The 21,949-nt window shown below is 66.7% G+C and carries 13 protein-coding genes; 6 read left to right on the forward strand and 7 right to left on the reverse strand.

Going from position 1 to position 21,949, the window contains the following annotated elements:
* Positions 1-72: 72 nt before the first annotated feature.
* Complete coding sequence (locus BJ988_RS23625; RefSeq protein ID WP_179660310.1) at positions 73-2,160, reverse strand: YhgE/Pip family protein; 2,088 nt, start codon at positions 2,158-2,160, stop codon at positions 73-75.
* Positions 2,157-4,859 (reverse strand): MMPL family transporter, encoded by a 2,703-nt coding sequence (locus BJ988_RS23630; protein ID WP_179660311.1) that lies wholly within the window; start codon positions 4,857-4,859, stop codon positions 2,157-2,159. The genes BJ988_RS23625 and BJ988_RS23630 overlap by 4 nt, the downstream gene beginning before the upstream one ends.
* A gap of 61 nt (positions 4,860-4,920) precedes the next feature.
* Between BJ988_RS23630 and BJ988_RS23635 the strand changes: the two genes are divergently transcribed.
* Entirely contained in the window at positions 4,921-5,541 is a 621-nt protein-coding gene (locus tag BJ988_RS23635) for a TetR/AcrR family transcriptional regulator (protein ID WP_179660312.1), read from the forward strand.
* Positions 5,542-5,600: 59 nt separating this feature from the next.
* Positions 5,601-6,827 (forward strand): TerC family protein, encoded by a 1,227-nt coding sequence (locus tag BJ988_RS23640; protein ID WP_179660313.1) that lies wholly within the window; start codon positions 5,601-5,603, stop codon positions 6,825-6,827.
* Positions 6,828-6,836: 9 nt separating this feature from the next.
* Here the strand turns inward: BJ988_RS23640 and BJ988_RS23645 are convergent, their stop codons facing one another.
* Positions 6,837-7,748: an AraC family transcriptional regulator gene (locus BJ988_RS23645; protein WP_179660314.1), complete on the reverse strand. Its 912-nt coding sequence runs from the start codon at positions 7,746-7,748 to the stop codon at positions 6,837-6,839.
* 73 nt (positions 7,749-7,821) lie between these two features.
* Here BJ988_RS23645 and BJ988_RS23650 point away from each other — a divergent pair, with 73 nt between their 5' ends.
* Together BJ988_RS23650 and BJ988_RS23655 are read left to right on the forward strand one after the other, a co-directional pair.
* Positions 7,822-8,610: an NAD(P)H-binding protein gene (locus BJ988_RS23650; RefSeq protein ID WP_179660315.1), complete on the forward strand. Its 789-nt coding sequence runs from the start codon at positions 7,822-7,824 to the stop codon at positions 8,608-8,610.
* Positions 8,607-9,044, forward strand: a complete 438-nt coding sequence (locus BJ988_RS23655; RefSeq protein ID WP_179660316.1) for an anthrone oxygenase family protein — start codon at positions 8,607-8,609, stop codon at positions 9,042-9,044. The genes BJ988_RS23650 and BJ988_RS23655 overlap by 4 nt, the downstream gene beginning before the upstream one ends.
* Here the strand turns inward: BJ988_RS23655 and BJ988_RS23660 are convergent.
* The gene (locus BJ988_RS23660; RefSeq protein ID WP_179660317.1) at positions 9,041-10,390 is read right to left on the reverse strand and encodes a protein kinase domain-containing protein; all 1,350 of its coding nucleotides are present in this window, start codon (positions 10,388-10,390) and stop codon (positions 9,041-9,043) included. The two genes, BJ988_RS23655 and BJ988_RS23660, sit on opposite strands and share 4 nt — an antisense overlap.
* A gap of 113 nt (positions 10,391-10,503) precedes the next feature.
* On the opposite strand from BJ988_RS23660, the gene BJ988_RS23665 reads away from it, so the two are divergent.
* Together BJ988_RS23665 and BJ988_RS23670 are read left to right on the forward strand one after the other, a co-directional pair.
* Positions 10,504-11,322 (forward strand): aminoglycoside 3'-phosphotransferase, encoded by an 819-nt coding sequence (locus tag BJ988_RS23665; protein WP_179660318.1) that lies wholly within the window; start codon positions 10,504-10,506, stop codon positions 11,320-11,322.
* A gap of 46 nt (positions 11,323-11,368) precedes the next feature.
* Positions 11,369-11,737 carry a hypothetical protein gene (locus tag BJ988_RS23670; RefSeq protein ID WP_179660319.1) on the forward strand — a complete coding sequence of 123 codons (369 nt, stop codon included), beginning with the start codon at positions 11,369-11,371 and terminating at the stop codon, positions 11,735-11,737.
* Positions 11,738-12,569: 832 nt separating this feature from the next.
* On the opposite strand, the gene BJ988_RS23675 is transcribed toward BJ988_RS23670, so the two are convergent.
* From BJ988_RS23675 to BJ988_RS23685, 3 genes are all read right to left on the reverse strand, one after another.
* On the reverse strand, positions 12,570-13,103 hold the full coding sequence (locus tag BJ988_RS23675) for a hypothetical protein (RefSeq protein WP_179660320.1): 534 nt from the start codon (positions 13,101-13,103) through the stop codon (positions 12,570-12,572).
* Positions 13,104-13,591: 488 nt separating this feature from the next.
* Entirely contained in the window at positions 13,592-14,323 is a 732-nt protein-coding gene (locus tag BJ988_RS23680) for a hypothetical protein (RefSeq protein WP_179660321.1), read from the reverse strand.
* A gap of 29 nt (positions 14,324-14,352) precedes the next feature.
* Positions 14,353-21,111 (reverse strand): DNRLRE domain-containing protein, encoded by a 6,759-nt coding sequence (locus BJ988_RS23685; protein WP_179660322.1) that lies wholly within the window; start codon positions 21,109-21,111, stop codon positions 14,353-14,355.
* Between the last annotated feature and the right edge of the window lie 838 nt (positions 21,112-21,949).

Here is a 21,949-nt window from a genome sequence, read left to right on the forward strand (position 1 = left end):
TAGGTCTTCTCGCCCTATCAGAACGACCGGATAGTCCTACGAACGACGTGTTACACGCGCGCTGGCCGCCGCTCAGCCCGCAGCGACCGCCCCGCGGATCTCCGCCACCGACGTACGCTGCGCCCGCCCGGCCGCGAAGACGCTGACCGCGAGCGCGAGCAGGAGCCACAGCACCAGGCCGGCGAGCGACGCACCCGCTGCCGCACCGCTCTGCGCGACCGCAACCCCGCGCAGCGCCTCGGCGGCGAGCGGGACCGGAAGGATCCCGGCGAGCGTGCCGAACGGCTCGGCGGCGGTGGCAACCGGCAGCAGTCCACCGAGCGAGACCAGCTGCAGGGCGAGGAAGACCAGCGAGAACAGCCAGCCCCGACGCCGGCCGGCGAGCGCGACGGCAGCCTGGTGGACCGCGACGAACACAGCTGCAGCGAGCGCCGCGATCCCAGCCGTGGCGACAGGCTGGTCGAGGTCGGCGCCGAGCGCACCGACCACCACGACGATGAGCAGCGCCTGCACCAGTCCGACGACCACCGCCGGCCAAAGGCCGAGCAAGGCGAGCCGACGAGCCGGCAGCGCCTCCCGCAGCCGCCTGGCGGGGAAGGCCGAACGCAACAGATAGATCGCGAACGCACCCAGCCACAGCGCCAGCGCGATCACCGCCGGTGCCAGCCGGGTCGCCCCCGAGGTGGCGGTCTCCGAGGCGACCGAGACCTGCACCGGGTCGGCGACGACTTCCGCCTGCTTCTCACCCGGGACCGCGATCTGCGAGGCACCCTCATCGAGCCCGGAGGCCAACGAGGACGCACCCTCGGTCAGCGAGGAGGTCCCGGCGGACAGGTCGTCAGCACCCGAGGCCAGCGAGGCCGATCCGCTCTCGAGCTGCTTCGTGCCGGAGGCGAGCTGATCAGTACCGGAGGCCAGCGAGGCGGCGCCGTCGTTCGCCTTGCCGAGACCGCCCTCGAGCTCACGCGCCCCGGCAGCGAGCCGGGCGTTGGCGTCGGCGACCTGCGACGCTCCGGACGCGACCTTCCCGGCCCCGACCGCCGCCGTCGAGATCCCTCCGGTCAGCTCAGGCGCCGCCTGCGACAGCGCCGAAGCACCCGAGGCGACCTCGGCCGCGCCTGCGGCGAGCTGGTCGGCCTGCCCACCACCGGATCCGACCGCCGCCCCGGTGGCGCCGCACAGCTGTGGCTTGGAGGCCGCGAGCAGCGGGTCGCTCGCGCACGCCTGCGCCCAGCCCTTGGCGAGCTGGGTGTAGCCGTCCACGCCCTCCGACACCTGCGTGGCGCCGGTCGCGAGCGCCGAGGCCTGCGACGGGAGCTCCGCGGTCGAGCTCTCGAGCCGACCGAGGCCACCGGCGAGCGAGTCGGCCCCGGCGGCCAGCGAGGAGGCACCCTTCGAAGCCTTCCCGGCACCCCTCGCCAACGAGTCCGCCCCGCTGTAGAGCCGACCGAGACCACCCGCGAGCGAGTCGGCCCCGCCCGCGACCTGCGCGGCACCATCGGCCGCCCCGGAGGCACCGGAGCTGAGCGACCTGGCGCCGTCGGCGACCTTCCCCGCACCCGAGTCGGCGGCGGAGGTTCCGTCGGCGAGCTGGTCGGCGCCGTCAGCAGCCGAGGTCAGGCTGGACTTGAGCTTCCCGGTCTGGTCGCGGACACCGTCGAGATAGGTGGTGGTGACCGTACGTCCCAGGGTCGATGCCGACTGCCGCGCGACCTGCCGCGCGATCCCGGCGGTCACCTCGCTCGAGGCGTCGGACGCCTCCACTCTCACCCGACCGGCGCTGGGGTCGCTCCCCTGCACCCCGGACAGCGTCTTGGACAGATCCTCCGGGATCGTGATCACCGCCGCGTACGTCCCATCGGCGTAGCCCGAGCGCGCGTCCTCCTCGTCGGTGAGCTCCCAGCCGAGCGTGGGGCTCGACGACTCCGAGGAGGAGACGAGGTCCGCGGCCAGCGCTCTCCCGGCGTAGATCGTCTGCTTGCTCTTCCCGCTTCCCGTCGTCACCGGCTCGTCGAGATTGACCACGGCGGCAGGAACTCGGTCGAGGTTCTCGGTCCGGTCGCCGAGCGCGACGAGCGCGAGCGCCGTCACGACGACCGGCAGCAGGATCGCGGCGGCGATCAGACGGCGGCCGCCCCACCATGATTTCGTACGTTTCATCGGACTGTCTCCAGGTCGGCGACCGGAGCAACGGTGTCAGCGAGCTCGGTCTGAGGTTGGTTGTCTGAGGCCGGCACGGCCCGAGCGATCGCATCCGCGACCTGTGGCACGGCGGGCACCGACGGCATCCCGAGAAGCACCGTGGTGCCTCGCGAGGTCAGCGCGGACAGGGCGGCGATCTGGCCGCTGTCGAGCGAGGTGGGGCTGTCGATCGCGACCAGCGCCGGCACCCGTCGGGCCTCTGCGAACCGAAGCGCCTCGGCGACGCTGCCGACGAGAGCCGCCCGGGCGCGTACCGCTCCGGACTCCTCGGGCAGCAGCCGGTCGAGCACCACCAGCTGCCCCGAGAACCCGAGCCGGCCGGTGAGGGCCGCGAGCGCAGCAGAGCGCGCCACGGGATCGGGCCCGTGGACGACGCCGATCCCGGCCGGCCGAAGCGTCAGGTCGAGCGGAGCGAGCGCACCGGAGACGGCGACGTGCCGTGCCCGAACCGCGACCTCGCCGTGCGAGTCCACGAAGTCGGCGTGCTCGAGGTGGTGGACGAGCGCCTCGCCCTCGATGTCGAGGACCGGCATCCGGCGGTCCAGCCAGCGCGGCAGCCACCAGGCCCGGCGCCCGAGCAGGGCGAGCACCGCCGGCACCAGCGTCATTCGCACCAGGAACGCATCGATGAGCACACCCACGGTGAGACCGAGCGCCATCGGTTTCACGATCGGGTCCCCGTTGGGGACGAAGGCCGCAAAGACGGCGATCATGATGATCGCCGCGGCGGTGACGACGCGCGCGCTGGCGGTGAACCCGGTGTCGACGGAGCGCCGCGCATCCCCGGTGTGGACGAAGTCCTCCCGCATCCGGGAGACCAGGAACACCTCGTAGTCCATCGCGAGCCCGAAGAGCACGCCCATCAGGATGATCGGGAAGAACGCGATCACCGGGCCGACCTTGGCGACGTTGAACAGGTCGGCGCCCCAGCCCCACTCGAAGACCGCAGCGACGACGCCGAACGATGCCGCCACCGACAGCACATAGCCGAGCGTCGCCTTCAACGGGACCGCGATCGAGCGGAACACGATCGTCAGCAGGATCAGCGACAGCCCGACGACGACCGCGCCGAACGGCAGGATCGCGCCGGAGAGGCGGTCGCTGACGTCGATGGCGACCGCCGTCTGCCCGGTGACCATGACGTCCTCGATCCCGAACCGCTTCTCCAGGTCAGCCGAGTCCGCGCGGATCTCCTCGACCAGCGCGGCGGTCGCCGGGTCGCTCTTCTCGGTGGTCGGGTAGATCACCACGAGCCCGAGGTCGGCGGTCCGGTTCGGGGTGGCCAGGGCGACCTTCTGGACGCCGTCATGATCCCCGAGCGCCTTGCCGAGATCGTCCACCACGCCGATCGGGTCGGTGGTGTCGATGATGTCCGCGGTCACGAACAGCGGCGCGTTGTACCCCGGCCCGAAGTCACGGCTGATCAGGTCGTACGTCTCCCGCTCGCTGCTGCCCGGCTCGGCGCTGCCGTTGTCGCTCAGCCCCAGCGCGAGGTCGCGCGCCGGGATCGCCAGGACGGCGATGATCAGCAGGGAGATCACGACGGTGACCACCGGCATCCTGGTCACCAGTCGCACCCAGCGGGCTCCGAGAGTGATGGCGTGAGGCCGCCCCTCCGCGGCAGCCTCACGCCGATGGGCCCGAGACCCAAACTTCGGCCGCAACCGCTCCCCCGCGAGCGCGAGGAGAGCCGGCACGGCGGTGAGCGCGACGAGCACCGCGACCAGGACGGCCGCGGCCGCTGCGTACCCCATCACCGCCAGGAACGGGATGCCCGCGACCACCAGGCCGCACAGCGCGATGATGACCGTGACGCCAGCGAAGATGACCGCGCTTCCCGCGGTCGCGACCGCTCGGGCGATCGACTCCTCCACACCGAGACCGGTGGCCAGCTGGCTGCGGTGGCGGGCGATCACGAACAGCGCGTAGTCGATACCGACCGCGAGCCCGATCATCAGCGCGAGAGTCGGGGTCGTGGCCGAGATCGTGGTGACCGCGGCGACGGAGAAGATCCCGGCCATCGCGATCGCCACCCCGAGCAGCGCGGTCAGGATCGGCAGGCCGGCTGCCAGCAACGACCCGAACGTGATCGCGAGGACCAGCAGGGCGATCAGCAGACCGATCGCCTCGGTCGCGCTGACGTGCACCCCCGTGACGGAGTACGCATCCCCGCCGATGTGGAGCTCGACCGGAGACCCCTCCGGCAGCTCCGCGGCCTCCTCCAGCTCGTCGGTCACCCGCTCGGGGAGCTCGTCGAGACCGAGGTCGAACTGCACCGTCGCCAGCGCATCGCGGCCGTCGTCGCTCACCGTCCGGCTCTCCGACGCCAGCGGGTCGGTGACCGTCGCGACGTGGTCCACCTTCTCGACCTCGGCGAGCACGTCGGCGATCTCGCGCCGATGATCCTGGATCTTCTGCCCCTCGGGAGCCACGAAGACCAGCTGCGCCGAGGTCCCGGAGACCTCGGGGAAGCGCTGCGTGAGCGCGTCCAGGCCCTGCTGGGACTCCGTGCCAGGGATCGTGAAGTCGTTCTGAAGCTTGCCGCCGAGCGAGACCGTCAGCGCGCCCAGCAGCACGGCGAGCAGGAGCCAGAGGGCCAGCACTGTCTTGGCTCGGCGCGCGACCTGCCGGCCGAGGCGGTAGAGGTAGGAGGACACGTTCGATACATTAACGCATTCAATACGAAAGTGTATCGTCGGTGTATGTGAGGATTGCTACATGACCGAGGTGAAGGCCCCCAGGCGACGTACGAACACCCGCGCGCGACTGCTGGCCGCGGCTGTCGACGTCTTCGTCGAGCGCGGGGCGCGCCGGGTCACCGTCGACGACCTCGTCAGCGCCGCCGGCTACACGCGCGGCGCCTTCTACTCCAACTTCGGCAGCGTCGAGGAGGTGCTTCTCGAGGCGTTCAAGGAGGAGTCCGAGAGGCTGATCGAGGCCGTACGCACCGCCGTCGCCGAGCACAGCGACGCCGACTCGAGCGGATCGCTGATCAGAGCGGCCTTCGACGCGGTCGGCCCCATGCAGGACCGCTGGTACGTCCTGCAGAGCGAGGTGGTGCTGCAGAGCCTGCGCGACCCCGATGCCCGAGAGATCAGCTCGGCGACCTTCACGGCACTCAGCGAGCAGCTCGTCGAGGTGGTCGAGCTCGCGCTCGACCGCCTCGACTGCACCTCCACGATGCCGACCGACCTTCTCGCCCAGACGATGATGGGCGTGTTCCTGCACAGCCTCACGATGCGTACGATCCGGCCCGACGACCCTCGTGCCGACCGACTCCTCGACGACGCGCTCCCCCAGATCCTCGATGGGGTGTCGATCCCGCGAACCTCCGCCTAGGCTGAACCGCGAGTCCCGCTCGGACCGACTCGCAGATCGACTCTCAGGGGGTTGTCAGCATGGGCGCACCGACATGGGTGTGGGTGGTCACCGTGGTCGCGATCGTCGGCCTGCTCGGGTTCGACTACTTCTTCCACGTCCGCAAGGCCCACACACCCACGCTGAAGGAGGCGGCCACCTGGTCGGCGCTCTACGTCGCGATCGCGCTGCTCTTCGGCGTCGGCGTGCTGATCATCGGCGGCGGCGCGATGGGCGGGGAGTACTTCGCCGGCTACATCACCGAGAAGGCGCTCTCGGTCGACAACCTGTTCGTCTTCCTGATCATCATCACCAGCTTTCGGGTGCCGCGCGACGACCAGCAGAAGGTGCTGCTCTTCGGAATCACCTTCTCGCTGATCGCGCGCACCGGGTTCATCTTCGTGGGCGCCGCTCTGATCAACACCTTCGCCTGGGTGTTCTACCTGTTCGGGCTGATCCTGCTGATGACGGCCGGCAACATGCTGAAGCCCGACGACCACTCCGACAAGGAGAACTTCGTCGTCCGCCTGTCCCGGAGACTGTTCCACGTCAGTGAGCACTACGACGGCGACAAGCTCTTCACGGTGGAGAACGGCAAGCGCATCCTGACGCCGATGCTGCTGGTGATGGTGGCCATCGGCGGCACCGACATCCTCTTCGCGCTCGACTCGATCCCTGCGATCTTCGGTCTGACACAGAACGTCTATCTCGTCTTCACCGCGACCGCGTTCTCCCTGCTGGGCCTGCGCCAGCTCTACTTCCTGCTCGACGGCCTCCTCGACCGGCTCATCTTCCTGTCCTACGGGTTGGCCGCGATCCTCGCCTTCATCGGCGTGAAGCTGATCCTGCACGCACTCCACGAGAACAACGTCCCGTTCATCAACGACGGCGACCCCGTGCACGTGGTCGAGATCAGCACCGGCCTGTCCTTGAGCGTCATCCTCGGCGTACTCGTGGTCACCGTCGTCGCCTCTCTCTTCAGCAAGCGCGGCCGGGCCAAGAACGCCATCGCCAACGCCCGCCGGCACGCAGCGTCGTACCTGGACTCGGAGTACACCACCGACCCCGCCGAGCGCGAGCGCATCCACAACGCCCTCCTCGCCGAACGCGACCTCATCGTCTCCCTCGGCCCGGACTACCTGCAGATGGCGCGCGAGGAGACCCCTCTCATGGAGCTCCTCGAACGCGCTCTCGCCAGCCACACCGCCGCCGTCGAGCGCGGCGAGGCATCGTCGGCGGGTCCGCCGAAGATCCTCCGCGAGGAGTAGGGCAGGGCCTCAGGCGACATGGCGGCTCCGGTAGGAGGTCGGCGAGGTGCCGTGGACGCGCTTGAAGGCAGCGCTGAGTGCGAACGGGTTGGCGTAGCCGACGCGGGCGGCGATCGCCGACAGGGTCAGGTCCGTGCCGACCAGCAGGTCTGCCGCCAGAGCGAGCCGCCACCGGGTCAGGTACGCCAGCGGTGGCTCGCCGACCTGCTCGGTGAAGCGTCGCGCCAGAGCGGCTCGCGAGAGACCGACCTGCTCACCGAGACCGGCGACCGTCCAGGGCAGCTCGGGGTGCTGCTCCATCGCCCGCAGCACCGCGGCCACGGCGTCGTCGGCAGGAAGTGCCGGTGAGTCCGCGAGCACCTCCCGGACAGCTTTGACCGCGAGTACGTCCAGCAGCCGGTCGAGCAGAGCCGCCTGTCCGGCCTCCTCACGCACCAGCTCTGTCGACAGCAGGTCGAGAACGGCGGTGTCGAAGCCGCGCAGCACCACGCTGGTCGGCAGCCGGGACAACAGCAGCGAGCCCACCGACGTCTCGCGCTCATAGGTCCCGATGAGCATCACGGTTGCCTCCGGCGAGCGGCTGTTGCCCCACGTGCGTACGCCCAGCGCCAGTTCCTCGGCCAGCAGGGCCCCGTTCGTGTCGATACAGACCTGGCCGGGCAGGATCCGGATGTCGGCGGGACGATCGGCCGAGTCGGCGATGACATAGGTCGCCGGCCCGCGGCACACGATCACATCCCCTGCCGCCACCTCCTGCGGTCCCTCGCAGCCGGTGAAGACCGCCTCGCCGCGTGCTATCGCGATGACCGTGAGCGGCACCTCGTCCTCGGCGGTGATCGACCACTCCCCGGCGAACACCGCCTTCAACAGGAAGGCGGCCTGGGCCCGCGGGCCGTCCATGAGCAGATCGAGTGACGACATGGTGAGACGATAACGCATGGCTACTGGAGCCAAGCGTATTCCATCGTCGCTTTCGCCAGGCCAGATTAGAGGCATGACAACTCTCATCACCGGCGCCACCGGCAAGACCGGCCAGCGCGTCGCCCGCCGTCTGCAGACCCTTGACCACGACGTACGTGCCGTCACCCGGCACTCGGCGCCCCGGTTCGACTGGCACGACCAGACCACCTGGGCCGAGGCCATCGAGGGCTGCGCGTCGGCCTACCTGACCTTCCAGCCCGACCTGGGCCTGCCGGGCGCCGACGAGATCATCGGCGCGTTCGCCGCTCAGGCGGTCGCCGCGGGTTGCGGCCGTCTCGTACTGCTCTCCGGCCGCGGCGAGGACGGTGCCCAGCGAGCCGAGCAGGCCGTGATGGCCTCAGGCGCCGAGTGGACGATCCTGCGTTCGGCCTTCTTCGTGCAGAACTTCACCGAAGGTGCGTTCGCGGACGAGCTCGCGGCCGGGTCGTTCACCATGGTCGAGCACACCGCCGCCGAGCCGTTCGTCGACGCCGACGACATCGCCGACGTCGCCGTCGCGACCCTCCTCGACAAGGGCTACGTCGGCGGGGTCCTGGAGCTCACCGGGCCTCGACTGCTCACCTTCGAGGAGGCCGCGCACGCCATCGGCGGGCCCACCGTCACGTACCGCTCCATGCCCACGGAGGACTACGTCTCGGTCCTGACCGCGGCCGGGTTGCCGACGCCCGACGCGGCTGGACTGGCGTACCTGTTCGAAGAGGTTCTCGACGGACGCAACGCATACGTGACCGGCGACGTCGAGGCAGTCCTGGGCCGCGCTGCTCGAAGCATCGATGATCTCGACCGGGGTGATCAGTCATGAGCGAGGTCGTACTCACCGGCGCGAGGCTGCTCAACGGCGTCACCGCCGGCGTCTACATCGCCTTCCTTGTCGCATTCATGCCGGCGCTGCACGGCCAGCCTGACGATGTCTACGCCCGGGTGGTGAACCGGCTCAACGTGGTCATCGTCAACCCGGTGTTCCTGGCCTTCTTCCTGGGCGCCCCGCTACTGGCCCTGATGCTCCTCGGATGGCACCGGAGCCCCCTCGCCATCACCGCCGCCTGCCTCGCCGTCGCTGCCGTCGTCATCACCTTCGCGGCGAACCTGCCATTGAACGACGCCCTGGCGAACGGCGGCTCCGTGTCCTCGTTCGAGAGGCCGTGGCTGATCTTCCACACGCTACGAACCCTCGCCGCAACCGGTGCCTTCGTTCTTCTCAGCCTGCCCGGGGCCGTCACCCGGATATCGGGCTAGCAGCAGACGACCTGCTGCACCTTGAACAGGGTGTCCTCTTGGCGCTGCATGTTGACGTAGCCCTGGTCCACCCAGACCACCCGGAAGAGCCCGTCCCCGAGATCCTCGACCCGCCGCTCGCCGCCGGCGTCGAGGTCTTCGAGGATGTGGTAGTAGAAACCGTCGCCGCCGTTGGCGTCATCGGTACAGTCCCACCCGGCCGGGTCGTCGAGGTCGGGCATGTAGAGGCCAGCGGCCTCGCAGTCACCTGCCTGGAGCGCGTCGACGAACCGGACGGCCGCGGTCTCCGCGCCGCTGACCGGCTTCCCGGCCGCCGTCTCCGCGGCGTTGGCCGGATCCTCCGCCGGACCGCCGCGCGCCACGAACCAGGTCGCCGCACCGACAAGCACCAGCGCGACACCGACGGCGGCAGCGATGAGGACGCCGTTGCGTCGCCGGCGCGCGGGCGGCGCCTGCGTCGGCTGCGTCGCTTGCGGCTGCGTCGAGGACGGCGACCGGAGCACGGTCTGCGCCTCTGAAGGAGGAGGTACGACGACTGCCCGCCCCTCGGCCGCAGCGGTGAGCGCTGCGGCGAAGCTCCCCGCGTCCGGCCAGCGGTCCTCGGCCCTCGGCTCCAGGGCGCGCATGATCACCGCGGACACCGCTGCCGGCACGGGCGCGACCGTGCCGAGGTCGGGAACGCGGGATACGACCGTCAAAGCCGGCGCCGGTGAGCGGCCCGCGAACATCGCCCACGCCACCGCGCCCAGGCTGCGTACGTCGGCACGATGATCGATCGGCAGCGACTCGTCGAACTGCTCGGGCGCCATGTAGGCGGGCGTCCCGATCTGCCGGGTCACCTCCGAGTGCTGGTCGAGCGCGCGGGCCACGCCGAGATCGGCGACCATTGCGCGCAGCCGACCGTCGGACCCGCCGGTGAGCAGGATGTTGGCCGGCTTCACGTCGCGATGGATGACCGAGAGGGCGTGCAGTGCGTCGAGGCCGGACGCGGCCTGTGCCACCACGTCGGCCACCGTCTGCGGCGGCATGCCTTGAGGGTGCTGGGTGATCAGCTCCGCGACGCTCCCCGCGTCGGCGTACGACATCACGAAGTAGGGCGCACCCGACGGGGTCTCGCCGATGTCGTGGACCGAGACGACATGGGGCGAGTCGACCGACCGAAGGAAGCGCGCCTCCTGCAGGAACCGCTCCCGGATGTCAGCCGCCTGAGTCCATTGGGCACTGAGCACCTTCACGGCCACCAGCGAGTCGAGGACCGGGTCTTGGTAGAGCCACACCTCGGCGAATCCGCCGGAACCGAGAGGTTTGACCTGGCGCAGGCGCCCGAGGAGCTGGGGAAGGGTCACCGGGACATTATGGGGCCGAGCCTCAGCCGGTGCGCGCAACCCGTCGATCTCGCCGACCACACTCCGGGCCAGACCGTGTTGGATGCCAAGCGGTCCGCAGTGATCATTGGTCCATGGCGGTCGACATCTCCTCGATACCAGCCGGGCTGCTGCCCGCCGACGGCACGGACTGGAAGTCGGTCACCACCGGAGAGTCGGGCGCCATGGTCCTCCACGACCGTGCCCGTGGACGGTTCGCCAAGCTCGCCCCCGCGGCATACCGGGATGACGTGGCTGCGGAGCGGGACCGGATCACGTGGCTCGGCGAGGCAGGCCTCCCCACTGCGTCTGTCCTCGCATGGCGGTCCAACGACGAAGGCGCGTGCCTGATCACCAGCGCCGTTGCCGGTGTCCCTGCCGACCAGCTCGATGCCGCTGCGCTCCGGCGCGCCTGGTCGGGGATAGCCGCCATCGCACGGGACCTGCACGACCTCCCCACCGCGGACTGTCCCTTCGACAGAGGACTCGCATCGATGATGCCCCTGGCGCGTACGACGGTGGCACAGGGCCGGGTCCAGACCGAGTTCCTGCCGCTACCGCTTCAGCAGGTGCCGCCTGCCCATGTCCTCGGCCAGGTCGAGGACGACCTGCCACGACGCCAACGGCAGGAGGAGGACGAACGCGTCGTCTGCCACGGCGACCTCTGCCTGCCGAACATCCTCATCGACCCCGACACCATGCGGGTGGCTGGACTGATCGACCTGGGCCGTCTCGGCGTCGCCGACCCGTACGCCGACCTCGCGCTGCTGCTGGCCAACGCCCGCGAGACCTGGCCCGACGAGGTCACCGCTCGCGCGGCTGATCATGAGTTCGGCGAGCTGTACGGGATCGACCTGGACGCGGAGAGGCAGCGCTTCTATCTCCTCCTCGACCCGTTGACCTGGCCAGCCTGACGATGGGACCGGGCGGTTGCGACCGGTTCGCCACTACCATCGTCGGATGCAGGCGAAAGAGCTGGTCGGGGTCTACGACGCCGACGGCGGGCTGCTCGGAGAGGCGGCCTACGTGTGGGGGCGCCTTCGCGGCACCCGCCACTGCTCCCTGTGCGACATCACCCACTCGCCACTTCGCCGGAAACCCAGCTGGGACGAGCTCCTTGCTCGACTCCCGGTCCCGTTCACGACACTCCATCTCAACGAGATGCCGGCCGACGTCGCCGACGTGGTCCGTACGGCAGGTGCTCCGGTCGTCCTGGTCCGAACCGATGCCGATCTGACCGTCCTGCTCGATGCGGCGGACCTCGAGCGCGCAGGCGGTGACGTCCAGCGCTTCGAGCAGTTGCTCCGGCTTCGCCTGGAGTCGATCTGAGGCTTCGTCCGAAGCTGGACGCACGGCTCGCTCGGGCCCGTGGCCGCGCCTGAACCAGACTGTCGGCGCGCACGGCTAGAGTCAGACAGGTGAAGACACGATGAGTAAGGATGCAGCCAATCGGGCGATGCGGGAGGCCCGGTATCGCGAGAGGGCGGCCACGCCGACCACTGCCTCGACGCCGGCCCGTCCCGCGGTTCGGCCTGCGAAAGCCCAGTCCGCCAGCCCAGCTCCTCCGCCGTCGCCTACCGAGACACTATGTGGGCACCGTTCGATGAGTGGGCGCACCTGCACACGCGAGCAGGGCCACGAAGCAAAGAGCCACCGCTACTCCTAGCGTTCTGGCACGTGTTGGGTCGTGCCGTCGGGCCAAAGGCGACCGACGGTCACGTCCTCCCACGATGACGCGCTGACACCTGGTGCGAGTGCCGGATGTGAAAAAGAAGAACCGCCCCGTCCCAGCGGTTTGGCTGGTCAAGGGCGGTTTCAAGGTTCTGCGCGCCTGTATGGATTCGAACCCCAAACCTTCTGGTCGCGATCGCGCAGACCGACCTCTCGGCCGATCTCGTCCATCTTCGGTTCAACTCGCAGCTTCTCTGGCTCTGACCAGCGGGAACGCCGACACTCCGGGTTCCTTCGTCGATCAGACTACCCGACGTCTCGGCCACCTTCGAGACTTCTGGCAGCGCCGTCTCAGGGCTGATGTGTGGAGTTGATGTTGACCCCATGGGCGTGGCCGTACCTGACAGGGCCCCGGTCGAAGTGCCGGTGAAGCAGGTGTAGGTCCCACGGCGACACACTCATCTGTCATCCATGGTGCAGGTGTGTCTACTCACTCCTCGAGCCGACATGCGCGAGGCGCATCCGGGAACGTCAACGTGGCAAAGACACTGTCCGTGTACATATCAATCCACAGCGTGACACGTTCGTTCCCAATGGACTTGGTCAGCGTCGTTCTCACTGGCCCGTTCACCCCGTCCCCCGATTCTTCGTGGGAATCGGTTCGATCGGTCCAGCCGCGGGCGACCACCGACTCGACGATCTCGGCATAACCAGCACGAACCTCCGGAACCACCGCATCCAAACTTGGGTATCCATTTCGGGAGGCGTCAGTGGCCCAGTGCTTCTCGGCCGTGAGCTGCACCAACGAACCATCTGACTCGTCAATGGCACACGGCCTGACGCGCGCTGGCTCGTCCGCCGGAATACCGGGTGGATCAGGAAAGGAGTTCAAGTCATCTAGCGCTGGACTCAGAGTCGACTTCCAGACGGAAAGTGCAGCAGCATCAGTGACCACACCTGTACGTTCACGCGTATCGCCTGAAACCTTGGACAGAGCCGTGACAACGAGTACGGTGAAAGCCACCACCGCGCACAAGACGAGCGACGCCCAAACGAACCTGTTTGATGTTCTCCTCAACTTTTGCACTTGCTTCCTCGAAATACTTCGTTCTGCTTAGAACAGTATCCGTACATGTATCCGCATATGAACAGGCTGACTCCATGCCAGTAGAGCTGAACCATGTCGCCACGGTCAGGGAAAATCCGATATACGACGCCGTCATTCCCTTATGCCTCGAGTACCACCCTAGAGCATAGGCATTGTTGGAGAAGTCGCGCTGCGAATCCTTCTTTTTCGGCGCATTGAACTCATGAGCGACTCCCATCGCTCGAGCAGCCTTGGTGCCTACATAATGCGCCGACATCACCATGAACGCGAAGTGCCGGCCGGCATTCTTTTGTGGGCTCTTCCTACTTGATGGCGTCTATTTGTTTCTGTTTAAACTAGAGGGTTCCGGGCCATCGCGTCCCTGAACTCCCATTCCTCAGAGGCCAGGCTCGGGTGTGCCTTGCTTACCGGTTGCGCGCTGCACTGGCAGCCAACTCGAGGCTGCTGACCAGATCGGCAACCGGTAACTTGAACCGAACACCGGCTTGGCGAACAAGATCTACGACGAGCTCAATCCCCACATCTGACCGGTCCTCGGGGAGGGCATCGAGATCGAACACCGCAGACACCTTGCACCGCCCGTTACGACGGGAAAACTTCGGAGGCTCAACGGTGCCATCCATATGCCACGGGAAAATCTCGACATAGACCGACTTGACCTCACCGCTGTCAACGACAGCCTGAAGCGCCTTGTCGCTCTCGACAATCTCCTCCGCACGTTCGAAACCGCGCGCGATGTTGGGCACCCCCCAGTCGGCGACATCGGCTACAACCGAGAAGATCAGCTTCCCGTCGGCCCAATCACCCTCAGGCTCCTCAGCCTCCGCCTCCAAGACCTCCATCAGCTCGAGCCCCCGCTCCACAGGCTCAGGAACGGTCACCACACCAGCAGCGATCGCCTCCGCAGTCCGGTCACGCCCGCCCGCCAAGAGCATCATTGCCGCGGCCAACTTCGCATCCCCGACATAGGAACAACCCTCGCCATCGACGAGATCGACCACCGACACAGCCTCGAGCGTCCTGTCCAGGTGACCCCGAAAGTCCTTGAGCTGTCTCTGCGAGAACAGCCGCAGCATGTTGCGAAACATAGCGAGGTCGTCCGAATCATCGACGCCCGTCGAGAGCAGCTCCCACATGATCCGTGAGCGTGTGAGTTGGGCCCTCATCAGATACAACTCAAGTATTGTCCGGGCGGGCAGTGCCCATGTCTCTTGGCATACTTCCAGATCAAACCAGCCTCGGCCATACGGGCATAGTACCAGCCATAAACGTAGAACTTCGCCGACCATTTGCACTTGCTGCCGTAGTACCTTCCGCATTTGGGCAACTGGCTCGCGGGACGGGACGGACCGTGGCGCGAGATTCCGTACTTGTAGGTGCGCCCTGAACTGACGTTGTAGATCCGATAAACGAGATATCTCGATCCTCGGTGGTTCCATGCGGAAGGTGCGAATGGGTTCGGGAACGGAATCGAGAAGCTTCGTACCTTTACGTTGCAGCCAAATGTGCAGTTTCGAAGCAGGTACCAGGTCAGCATGATGAGGCCCGCAGTAACGGCGAAGATCGCCAGGAGAAAAGCCGCGGCGTCATCGACCCCGGCGATTAGGCCGCTCGTGTCGGAACTGTTGACTGGATCAGCCGGATAGGCGTAGGCGGTTGCGTTTCCTCCGAGCACTCTATCGACGCTGAGGAACGAGCCGGAGATGGGATTGTAGAGGCGAGCTCCCATGAGCGTGAGGCCGCCGAGGTTCGTGGATGCGCGTTGGCTGGACCCGAGGTACCCGTATCGCGAATCTGGTCTGGAACTGCCTGTCACGGCGTTGCCGAACTCGTCAGTTTCGCCGTAGTTCCTTAGGCCTGGTTCTTCCAGGCCGACGGTCGCGACGGTGTCCCCGTGAAGGTTCGCGAGGTTGAGGGTGGCCGTGGTATCTGTGATCGAGGCCACCATGCCGGCGGTTCCGATCGAGACGTATCTCATTGTCGACCACTTGGTTCCCGCGTTGGTCGAGGTACGCACGACGCTCGGGCTGTCCCCGCTTGCGGCGAAGACGAACTGTTCGCGGCTGGTCTCAGCGCCGGCAGTGGTGTTGGTGATGGTGTTGATGCGGCCGGTTGGGTCGAGGCCATAGCGCGTGGTTTTCGCCACCTGCGTGGGGCCGGTGTCGGTTACGCCGTCGCCGTCGGTGTCGGTTCCTGCGGTCTGTACCGTCTGAGTGAGCGACTTGGCCATGTCGTTGGCGTAGTAGGTAGCGCTGAGGGGGCTGACCGAGATGTCGGACCCGTTGGACGTGTCTGCAGCTGGGACAGTTTGAGTGCGGCCAAGGGTGTCGTAGGTGTAGCCGGCGTCGCGGATGCGGCTGGCTGCGTCGTAGGTCGTCGTGTCCGTCGATTTCTCGGTGGTTGTCTGGCATCGGCCGATACCGGAGTCAGGTTCTCCGTCACCATCGGTGTCGGTCCCGGTAGCGGGTGCGTAGGTTGCGAGGCTGGTGCGCTCGGACGTGGCGCTGAATCCGTAGACCCGGCTGGTACATCCGTCGGCTCTGGTGTCTTCGGTCTTGGTGAGTCGACCGAGAGCGTCGTAGGTGTAGGCCTGGGTGGATTCCGGACTAGTTGACTCCACGACACGTCCATCGACGTCGAGTGTGTTGGTGAACTCGAGCAAGTCGCTTCCGTCACCGTTGGTGTACTCGAGCCCGGTGATGGCTCCGGCCTGGTCACGGGTGTAGGCCGCGGTGGTGCCGCCGGGATAGCTGATCTGAGCCGTGCGGTCCGCCGCGTCGTAGGAAAGCTTGAACGGGACAGCTGAGGTGCCGTCGGCCTTGAGAATGCCGGCGTGGACGGTGGTTGCGACGCGGCGGTGCTCCCCTGAGGGCCCGTCGTAGGTGTAGGTGTAGGTGCCTGCTGAGTCGTTGAAGGAAGCGATCTGTCCGTCGACGGTGTAGGACGTAGTTGAGGTGTTCCCCAGCGAGTCGGTGTAGGTGCTCACCCTGCCCCAGGTGTCGTAGGTGGTCGTGATGGTGCCATCAGTGTTGGACTGTGTGGTGGGCATGCCTGTTTTGGGGTCGTACCCGGTGGTCATTGACCGTGAATCGGCCTCGATCCCGCCACCTTGAGTGGTGGTCGTGGTGGTCTGGCTGCGGCCGAGGAGGTCATAGGAAATGGTCGTGGTCCGAGTCGTGGCCCCGGAGCTCTCCGTGACCCGTGTGGGCTGGAGGGCTTCGTCGTACGCGGCGTAGTGGGTCACCGGCATGGTTGGTGCGTCCGTCGTATCTGGCTGCGCTGCGGGACCGCTCTTACAGAGCTGGGCTTCCCAGCCGGCACGTTCGGGGTGACCGGTGACGTCACAGTCGGGATCAGTGCTGTTCTTGGCGTAGTAGGAGAACACGTTGGCGTGCGCGTCGGCACCAGACCCGTCCGCGTTGGCGGCACCGCCTGGCTGCCGGGACTCGATGCGTCGTCCGTCGCTGTCGTGGCGTGTGATCTGGGTCGACCATGTCGGAGCCCCGGTGCTGTCCGAGCCGGTTTGTGTCTTGATCTTGGTCGGCGAGTTGAGCTTCCACCCGCTTCCGTCGCCCTCGACGACGGGATCATAGACGTTGCGGGTGAGGGTGATGTCGTAGTCAGCACTCATGTCTGCGCTCGCGGCGGAGTCGGATTGCTCGACCACAAGGTTGAATGTTGCCTGCCCCTCGGGGAGCGCGGGCTTGTCGTCGCCTCCGAGCTCGGGAGCTTGGTCGTCGTAGACATAGTGGCTGTGGCTTCGATACTGGCCGATGCTGCCGTCCTCGAGAGTGGCGGTGTGGGCAGGACCGTACTCGTCGAGGACACGGTCACCGAGACCTTCATCGCTGCCTTCGGAACCTCCAGCGACCTTGGGTACTGGTCCGTAGACGGTGAACGCGGAAGCATCGAAAGCGACCTGCGAATTGACTGCAGGGTCAGTAGAAGCTGCCAACGCCTGGGCTCGTCCAGCCGCGTCCAACGTTCTGTGAGTGTTGCCGGCGTTGTCGTACCACGTGGTGTCGACCAGCCATTCGCCGTCGCCGCTGCCGTCGTTGGTCACGTTGCCGTGCTTGGCCGTGTTGACGGTTTGGCCAGCGGCGTCTGTGTAGTAAAGCGAGGCGTAGGACAGGTCGGCAGTGCTTGGCGTGCTACTAGGAACACGTTCGGGGCCGAAGACGGCATAGACCTTGGTAGGCGCGGTGTCCTGGCCCCACTTGGACGTTGCGGCTGTACTCATGTCAGGCAGGCCAGCGGTACTTGTGGGCAAACCGTAGGCGATGGTCCAGATTGCCTCGGTGGTGTTCGAGGTGACGTTGGCTGGATCCAGCGGCCTGGACACGCTGGTAAGACGCCCGGTGGAGTCGTAGTCGAACTGCCAGGGTTTCTGGCCAGGTGCGGCCGCGCTCACGAGCAGAGTCCTGCCACCTACTGTGGTGTAGTCGTAGCTGGCACACAGCGCCGTCTTGGCGCCGGCACCGTCAGGGTCAGGCCCGCAGACGTCGACGAGTTGACCAGCGGCGTTGTAGGAGTAGGTGGCCAGGGTGGTGAGCCCTGTGGTGCCTGCGATGCCTCGCTCGATCTTGGTGACCCGTTTGGCATCGTCGGCACCGGTGTAGGAGATCTGCAGCCAACGACACCCGCTGGTCTGCTGAACTGGCGTACAAGTGGCGGCGACCCCAGCCTCAGTCTGGCCGATCCAGGTTGTGCCATCGACACTACCGCTGAACGAGGTGGTACCTCCTCCATTCGCCTTCGCCAAGACCCATTCCTCTGGTTCAGTGCCCGGCGTCGTGTCGGTGGCATCGGGCCGCTTCCAGGTCCATGTCGTGCTCACCTGCTGCGGACGGGTCACCACTACGCTCGATGGGGCCTGAGCCGATGCCGGCGACAGGACGAGACGCGAACCGTCTTCACCACCAGTTGGAACGAACGTAACCGGACCTGTCGGGTTGACAACATCAGCGCTGTTATCTGCCGGGGTGTAGGTCTGGGACGCATTCCCAGCGGTGACAAGGACAAAAGTGGCGTCCTTGGCTCGGTTGTCTACCAGATAGGCGTCGGAGTCACCTTCCGAGAGCAGCTCGGTTGACCAGCCAAGGCCGAACTCACCCGGGCTGGAGGTGGCAGCATCGTAAGAGGAGAACGTACGCCCAACCCCTGCGAGAGTGTCCACAGCATCGGTCTCGCTGAAGGCGACCTCGCCTGTCAAGAGCGCGACGCTGGCCGGTCCGAGATCAGTGGTCGGGAAGTTGTCACCGAACGCAGAGGGAACCAGCTCGACAGGCTGCGCCGGCGTGCAGGCATCTGTCGCCCCGCTGGGATAGCTGAAGCAGACTCGAAGCTCGATATGCGACGGTGCCTTGATCTCGACGGGGTCAGCCTCGGTTCCGGCCGCTGGGTCCGCCTGCGCGGAGGCGTCCCAGTTCAAGGTTCCTGTCGCCGAGGATGCTGAGTCACTGGTGACAGCGCCATCCCACTCACCGCTGCCCTTGGTGACGTCGTCGGCCGTGTTCCATTCGGGTGTCGTGGTCGAGGTGGAGGTGTAGCGCCAGGAAACGGTGGCATCCTCTGCACCCGGAGGTCCTTCGGCAGACACTGGGAACAACCCGGTCGAGCGCGTGTCCTTGTTGGGCAGGACGAAACCGGCAGACCCTACGCCGAACGTGAAGTCGCCAGGGGTGTAGTTGTTCCCGGCTTTGTCGGTCGCGGTGACCTTCAGCATGTGGGAGCCGTTGGCGGGCACCCATGACAGGGACGCATCACCCGAGCTGTTCGCGGTCAGCATCGTGGCGGCACCGCCGTCGCGGACGACGCTGAACGACTTGGTGTCGGTGGACCCGTTGAAGGTGAACGTGTTCGAGGCCGGCCGGTCGGTGCGCCACTGCCCGTTGGTGAACGACGACGCGGTGACCGTAACGTTGGGTTTGACTGTATCGACCGTGAATGTCTTCGAGGCCGAGTAGCTCTTCGACCAGTTGGTTCCGTCGAAGGCGCGTGCCCGCACGGTGTAGGTCGACCCGTTGGTCAGCTTGCCTGTTGGGATCGTGGGGCAGACGTTCGTGCCGTTCGTGACTGCACTCGCTTCGGTTGCAGTCCAGGACCACAACGCTGCCCCGGACGCCGTAGAGCCGGCGTAGACCTCTACCGAGCCCCGCAGCTTCGCACCGGGGTCGGTGTCCGAGACCGTGAAACAGATCTTCGGGGTCGCCGACGTGGCATACGGCGCGGTGCCAGGAGAGACCACCGGCGTGCTAGCTGTACCGGGGTAGGAGTTGTAGGTCACCGACAGCGTCGGGGCCAGGGACGTATCGGTGTAGTTCGCGGACCGGTACCGACGCCAGGAACTGTTGACGTCCTCATCGACGGCCATCAACCGGAGGCCGTAGTTCTTGGTGCCGCTGGCCCAGGCCTGGGCCATGGAGGTCAGATTGAAGGACACATCAGCGGCCGGGCATGACGAGCTGAATCCACGTGCGGTCGACATGTCGGTGTAGTTGGTGGTCGCGCCGTTGGGCTGGTTGCCCCAGGTCAATCCGGACAGGTCCCAGTTCGACGTGAGTCTCGAGGCCCGGATGGCAGATCCCGTGCAGGATCCGGAGTAGAAGTTGCGCAGCTTCATCGAGGCCGAGGTGACGTGGTTGCCGGCCCAGGTCTTATTGCCGCCGTCGAACTTCAGGTACGACCGCGCCGTGTGGGCGCCCAAATCGTTGGTGCCGACACGGAGCTCTTGCGAGCTCACCTGGGAGGTGGTGTAGTCCGGTGTCTGGATCCAGGTGTCAGCGGTCGGGTCGATCGTGAACGACGGATCGACGACGACAGGTCCGGATGCAGCCGCGCTCTTGAGGACCTCGGCAGGGATGCCCAGCCTGATCACAGAGACACCGGTGGCTGTGCCGTTCTTGGACAGGTTTCGGGCGCTGGTCTTCGCCTTATGCACATGCCCTTCATCCGCCGGTTCCCCTGGCGGGGTGGTGCGCTTCGGGGGTTTCTTGCCGCGCGTCTTCAGCGCTTTGGCTGCAGGGTCGAACTCATCGGGTCCCGTGGTGGTGGCGTCCCAGTAGAGCGGCCCCGGCGCCTGCAGCACCGACGTTTCCTTGTCCGTGAGGATCTTGATCCCGCCACTGTCGGTGGTGACCACCTCGACCGGGTCAACCTTCGAGTTCGTCTGCGCGGTCACATCGGTGACCGTCAACCCAAGGTCAAGATCGGTGATACTCGCCTCGGATAGCGCTGTCCCATCCTCTGCCGCTCTCGCCGAGGGTGCCGTCGACTTCTGTGCCGTGGTCTGCGCGGGGTTCAGGACCCACCAGTGCTCGAACCCGATGGCCGATGCGCGGACCACCAGGTCAGCGCTCCACGCCTCATCGGAGGCGACGTCCTTGTACACCGCTGTGTTCTCCGAGACCACAGGCGTCCCGAACTGCACCGGCGACCCGCCGCCGGTACCGGCATCGGCACCACCGGCAGCCAGGTCACCATCCAGACCGAACCGAAGCTCATGACCCGCCTGAGTCAGCGAGGCGAACCAGTCAGTCCCACCCGCGGTGAACGACTGCTCGACCACCGCATGAGCCGGCCGCCACCCGGCCGCGGTGCCCGGAGCCTCGACGAGAGTGGGGTCAACCAGATTCCACTGAGCTGTCCCGTCGGCCCCCGGGGCCCCGTCCTGCACCTGGGTCGGCTCCGATGCCGTCTCCGAGGTCCAACTGCCATCAGGGTTCGCGAACACACGCTCGGACTCACTGCGCTGCGAGATGTCCTCCACGGCCACCCCGGAGGTCCGGGCCGTCACCGAGGCCGACACCGCATCCGGGCGTCCGGGCCGGTCATCGAGATCACCAGGCCCCAACACAGGGTCATCCGCCGCTTGGACCGAAGCTGCCGCCGGCGTTACTGGTATCCACAGACCGACGACCGCCACGGCCAACGACAGGACGCCGACAAGAGCAGCCAATGTCCCTGGACGGACACAACGAGCACGAAAAAAGATGAACGAGTCGACGAATAGGTCAGACCCGCGGTTAGACAGGTGTCGGAGGGCATGGGAAAGCACACCGGGGTGGGGGAGATTCACTGGACTCCTGAAGAATCGAACAATCAGAAACGCATCTCCGACCCCGAGCCGGCGAGCAAGCGGAAACATAAGCCGGCGGGGGTATCGCTCGGCAATTTTCGAGCCCATTGTTAACCGTTTGTATCTCCCGGGATTGTCCTGAAACGAGACTCCAACAACGGCATCCAAACTTGAAGGAAGGGCGCCATCAGATCGCCGCTCTGTCCTCGATCCGTGACTTGGGGCCGAGTGCCAACCACCGCCTCGCCCTGTCGAGCATCTGACGAAACCAGGCGTGGGCGGTACGCAAGGAGTGAGAGGTCACCAGTTTCTGCCCCGACGATGGATGGGGAACTCTTCCGCGCGTCGCGAAAGGCCAGGGTTTGCGGTCGTCGATCCCGTCGCCCTGCGAGGAACTCCGTTGAGCAAGGCGGTCGCCTCACATTCCGGCCCTGACCCCCCTATCAATCGGCGCGGCACGGCCGCGGGATCGGCCGCCACAGGGTCGGCAAACGAATCCGCTCGGTCGCTCCGATCGCAGCCGCACGGCATCTCCCCGCAGCATGCCGAGGTATCGAACGCTGACGATCACTGCCGACACCTGAATCAGCAGGCGCCAGGCACCCTTTCAGCCCTCAAGACCCCGGCACGCATGCTACGCATTTCAGTAGCGAATACTCTCCTGACCTGCAGATTTGCGATTGTC

Source organism: Nocardioides panzhihuensis (assembly GCF_013408335.1).
GTDB classification, from domain to species: domain Bacteria; phylum Actinomycetota; class Actinomycetes; order Propionibacteriales; family Nocardioidaceae; genus Nocardioides; species Nocardioides panzhihuensis.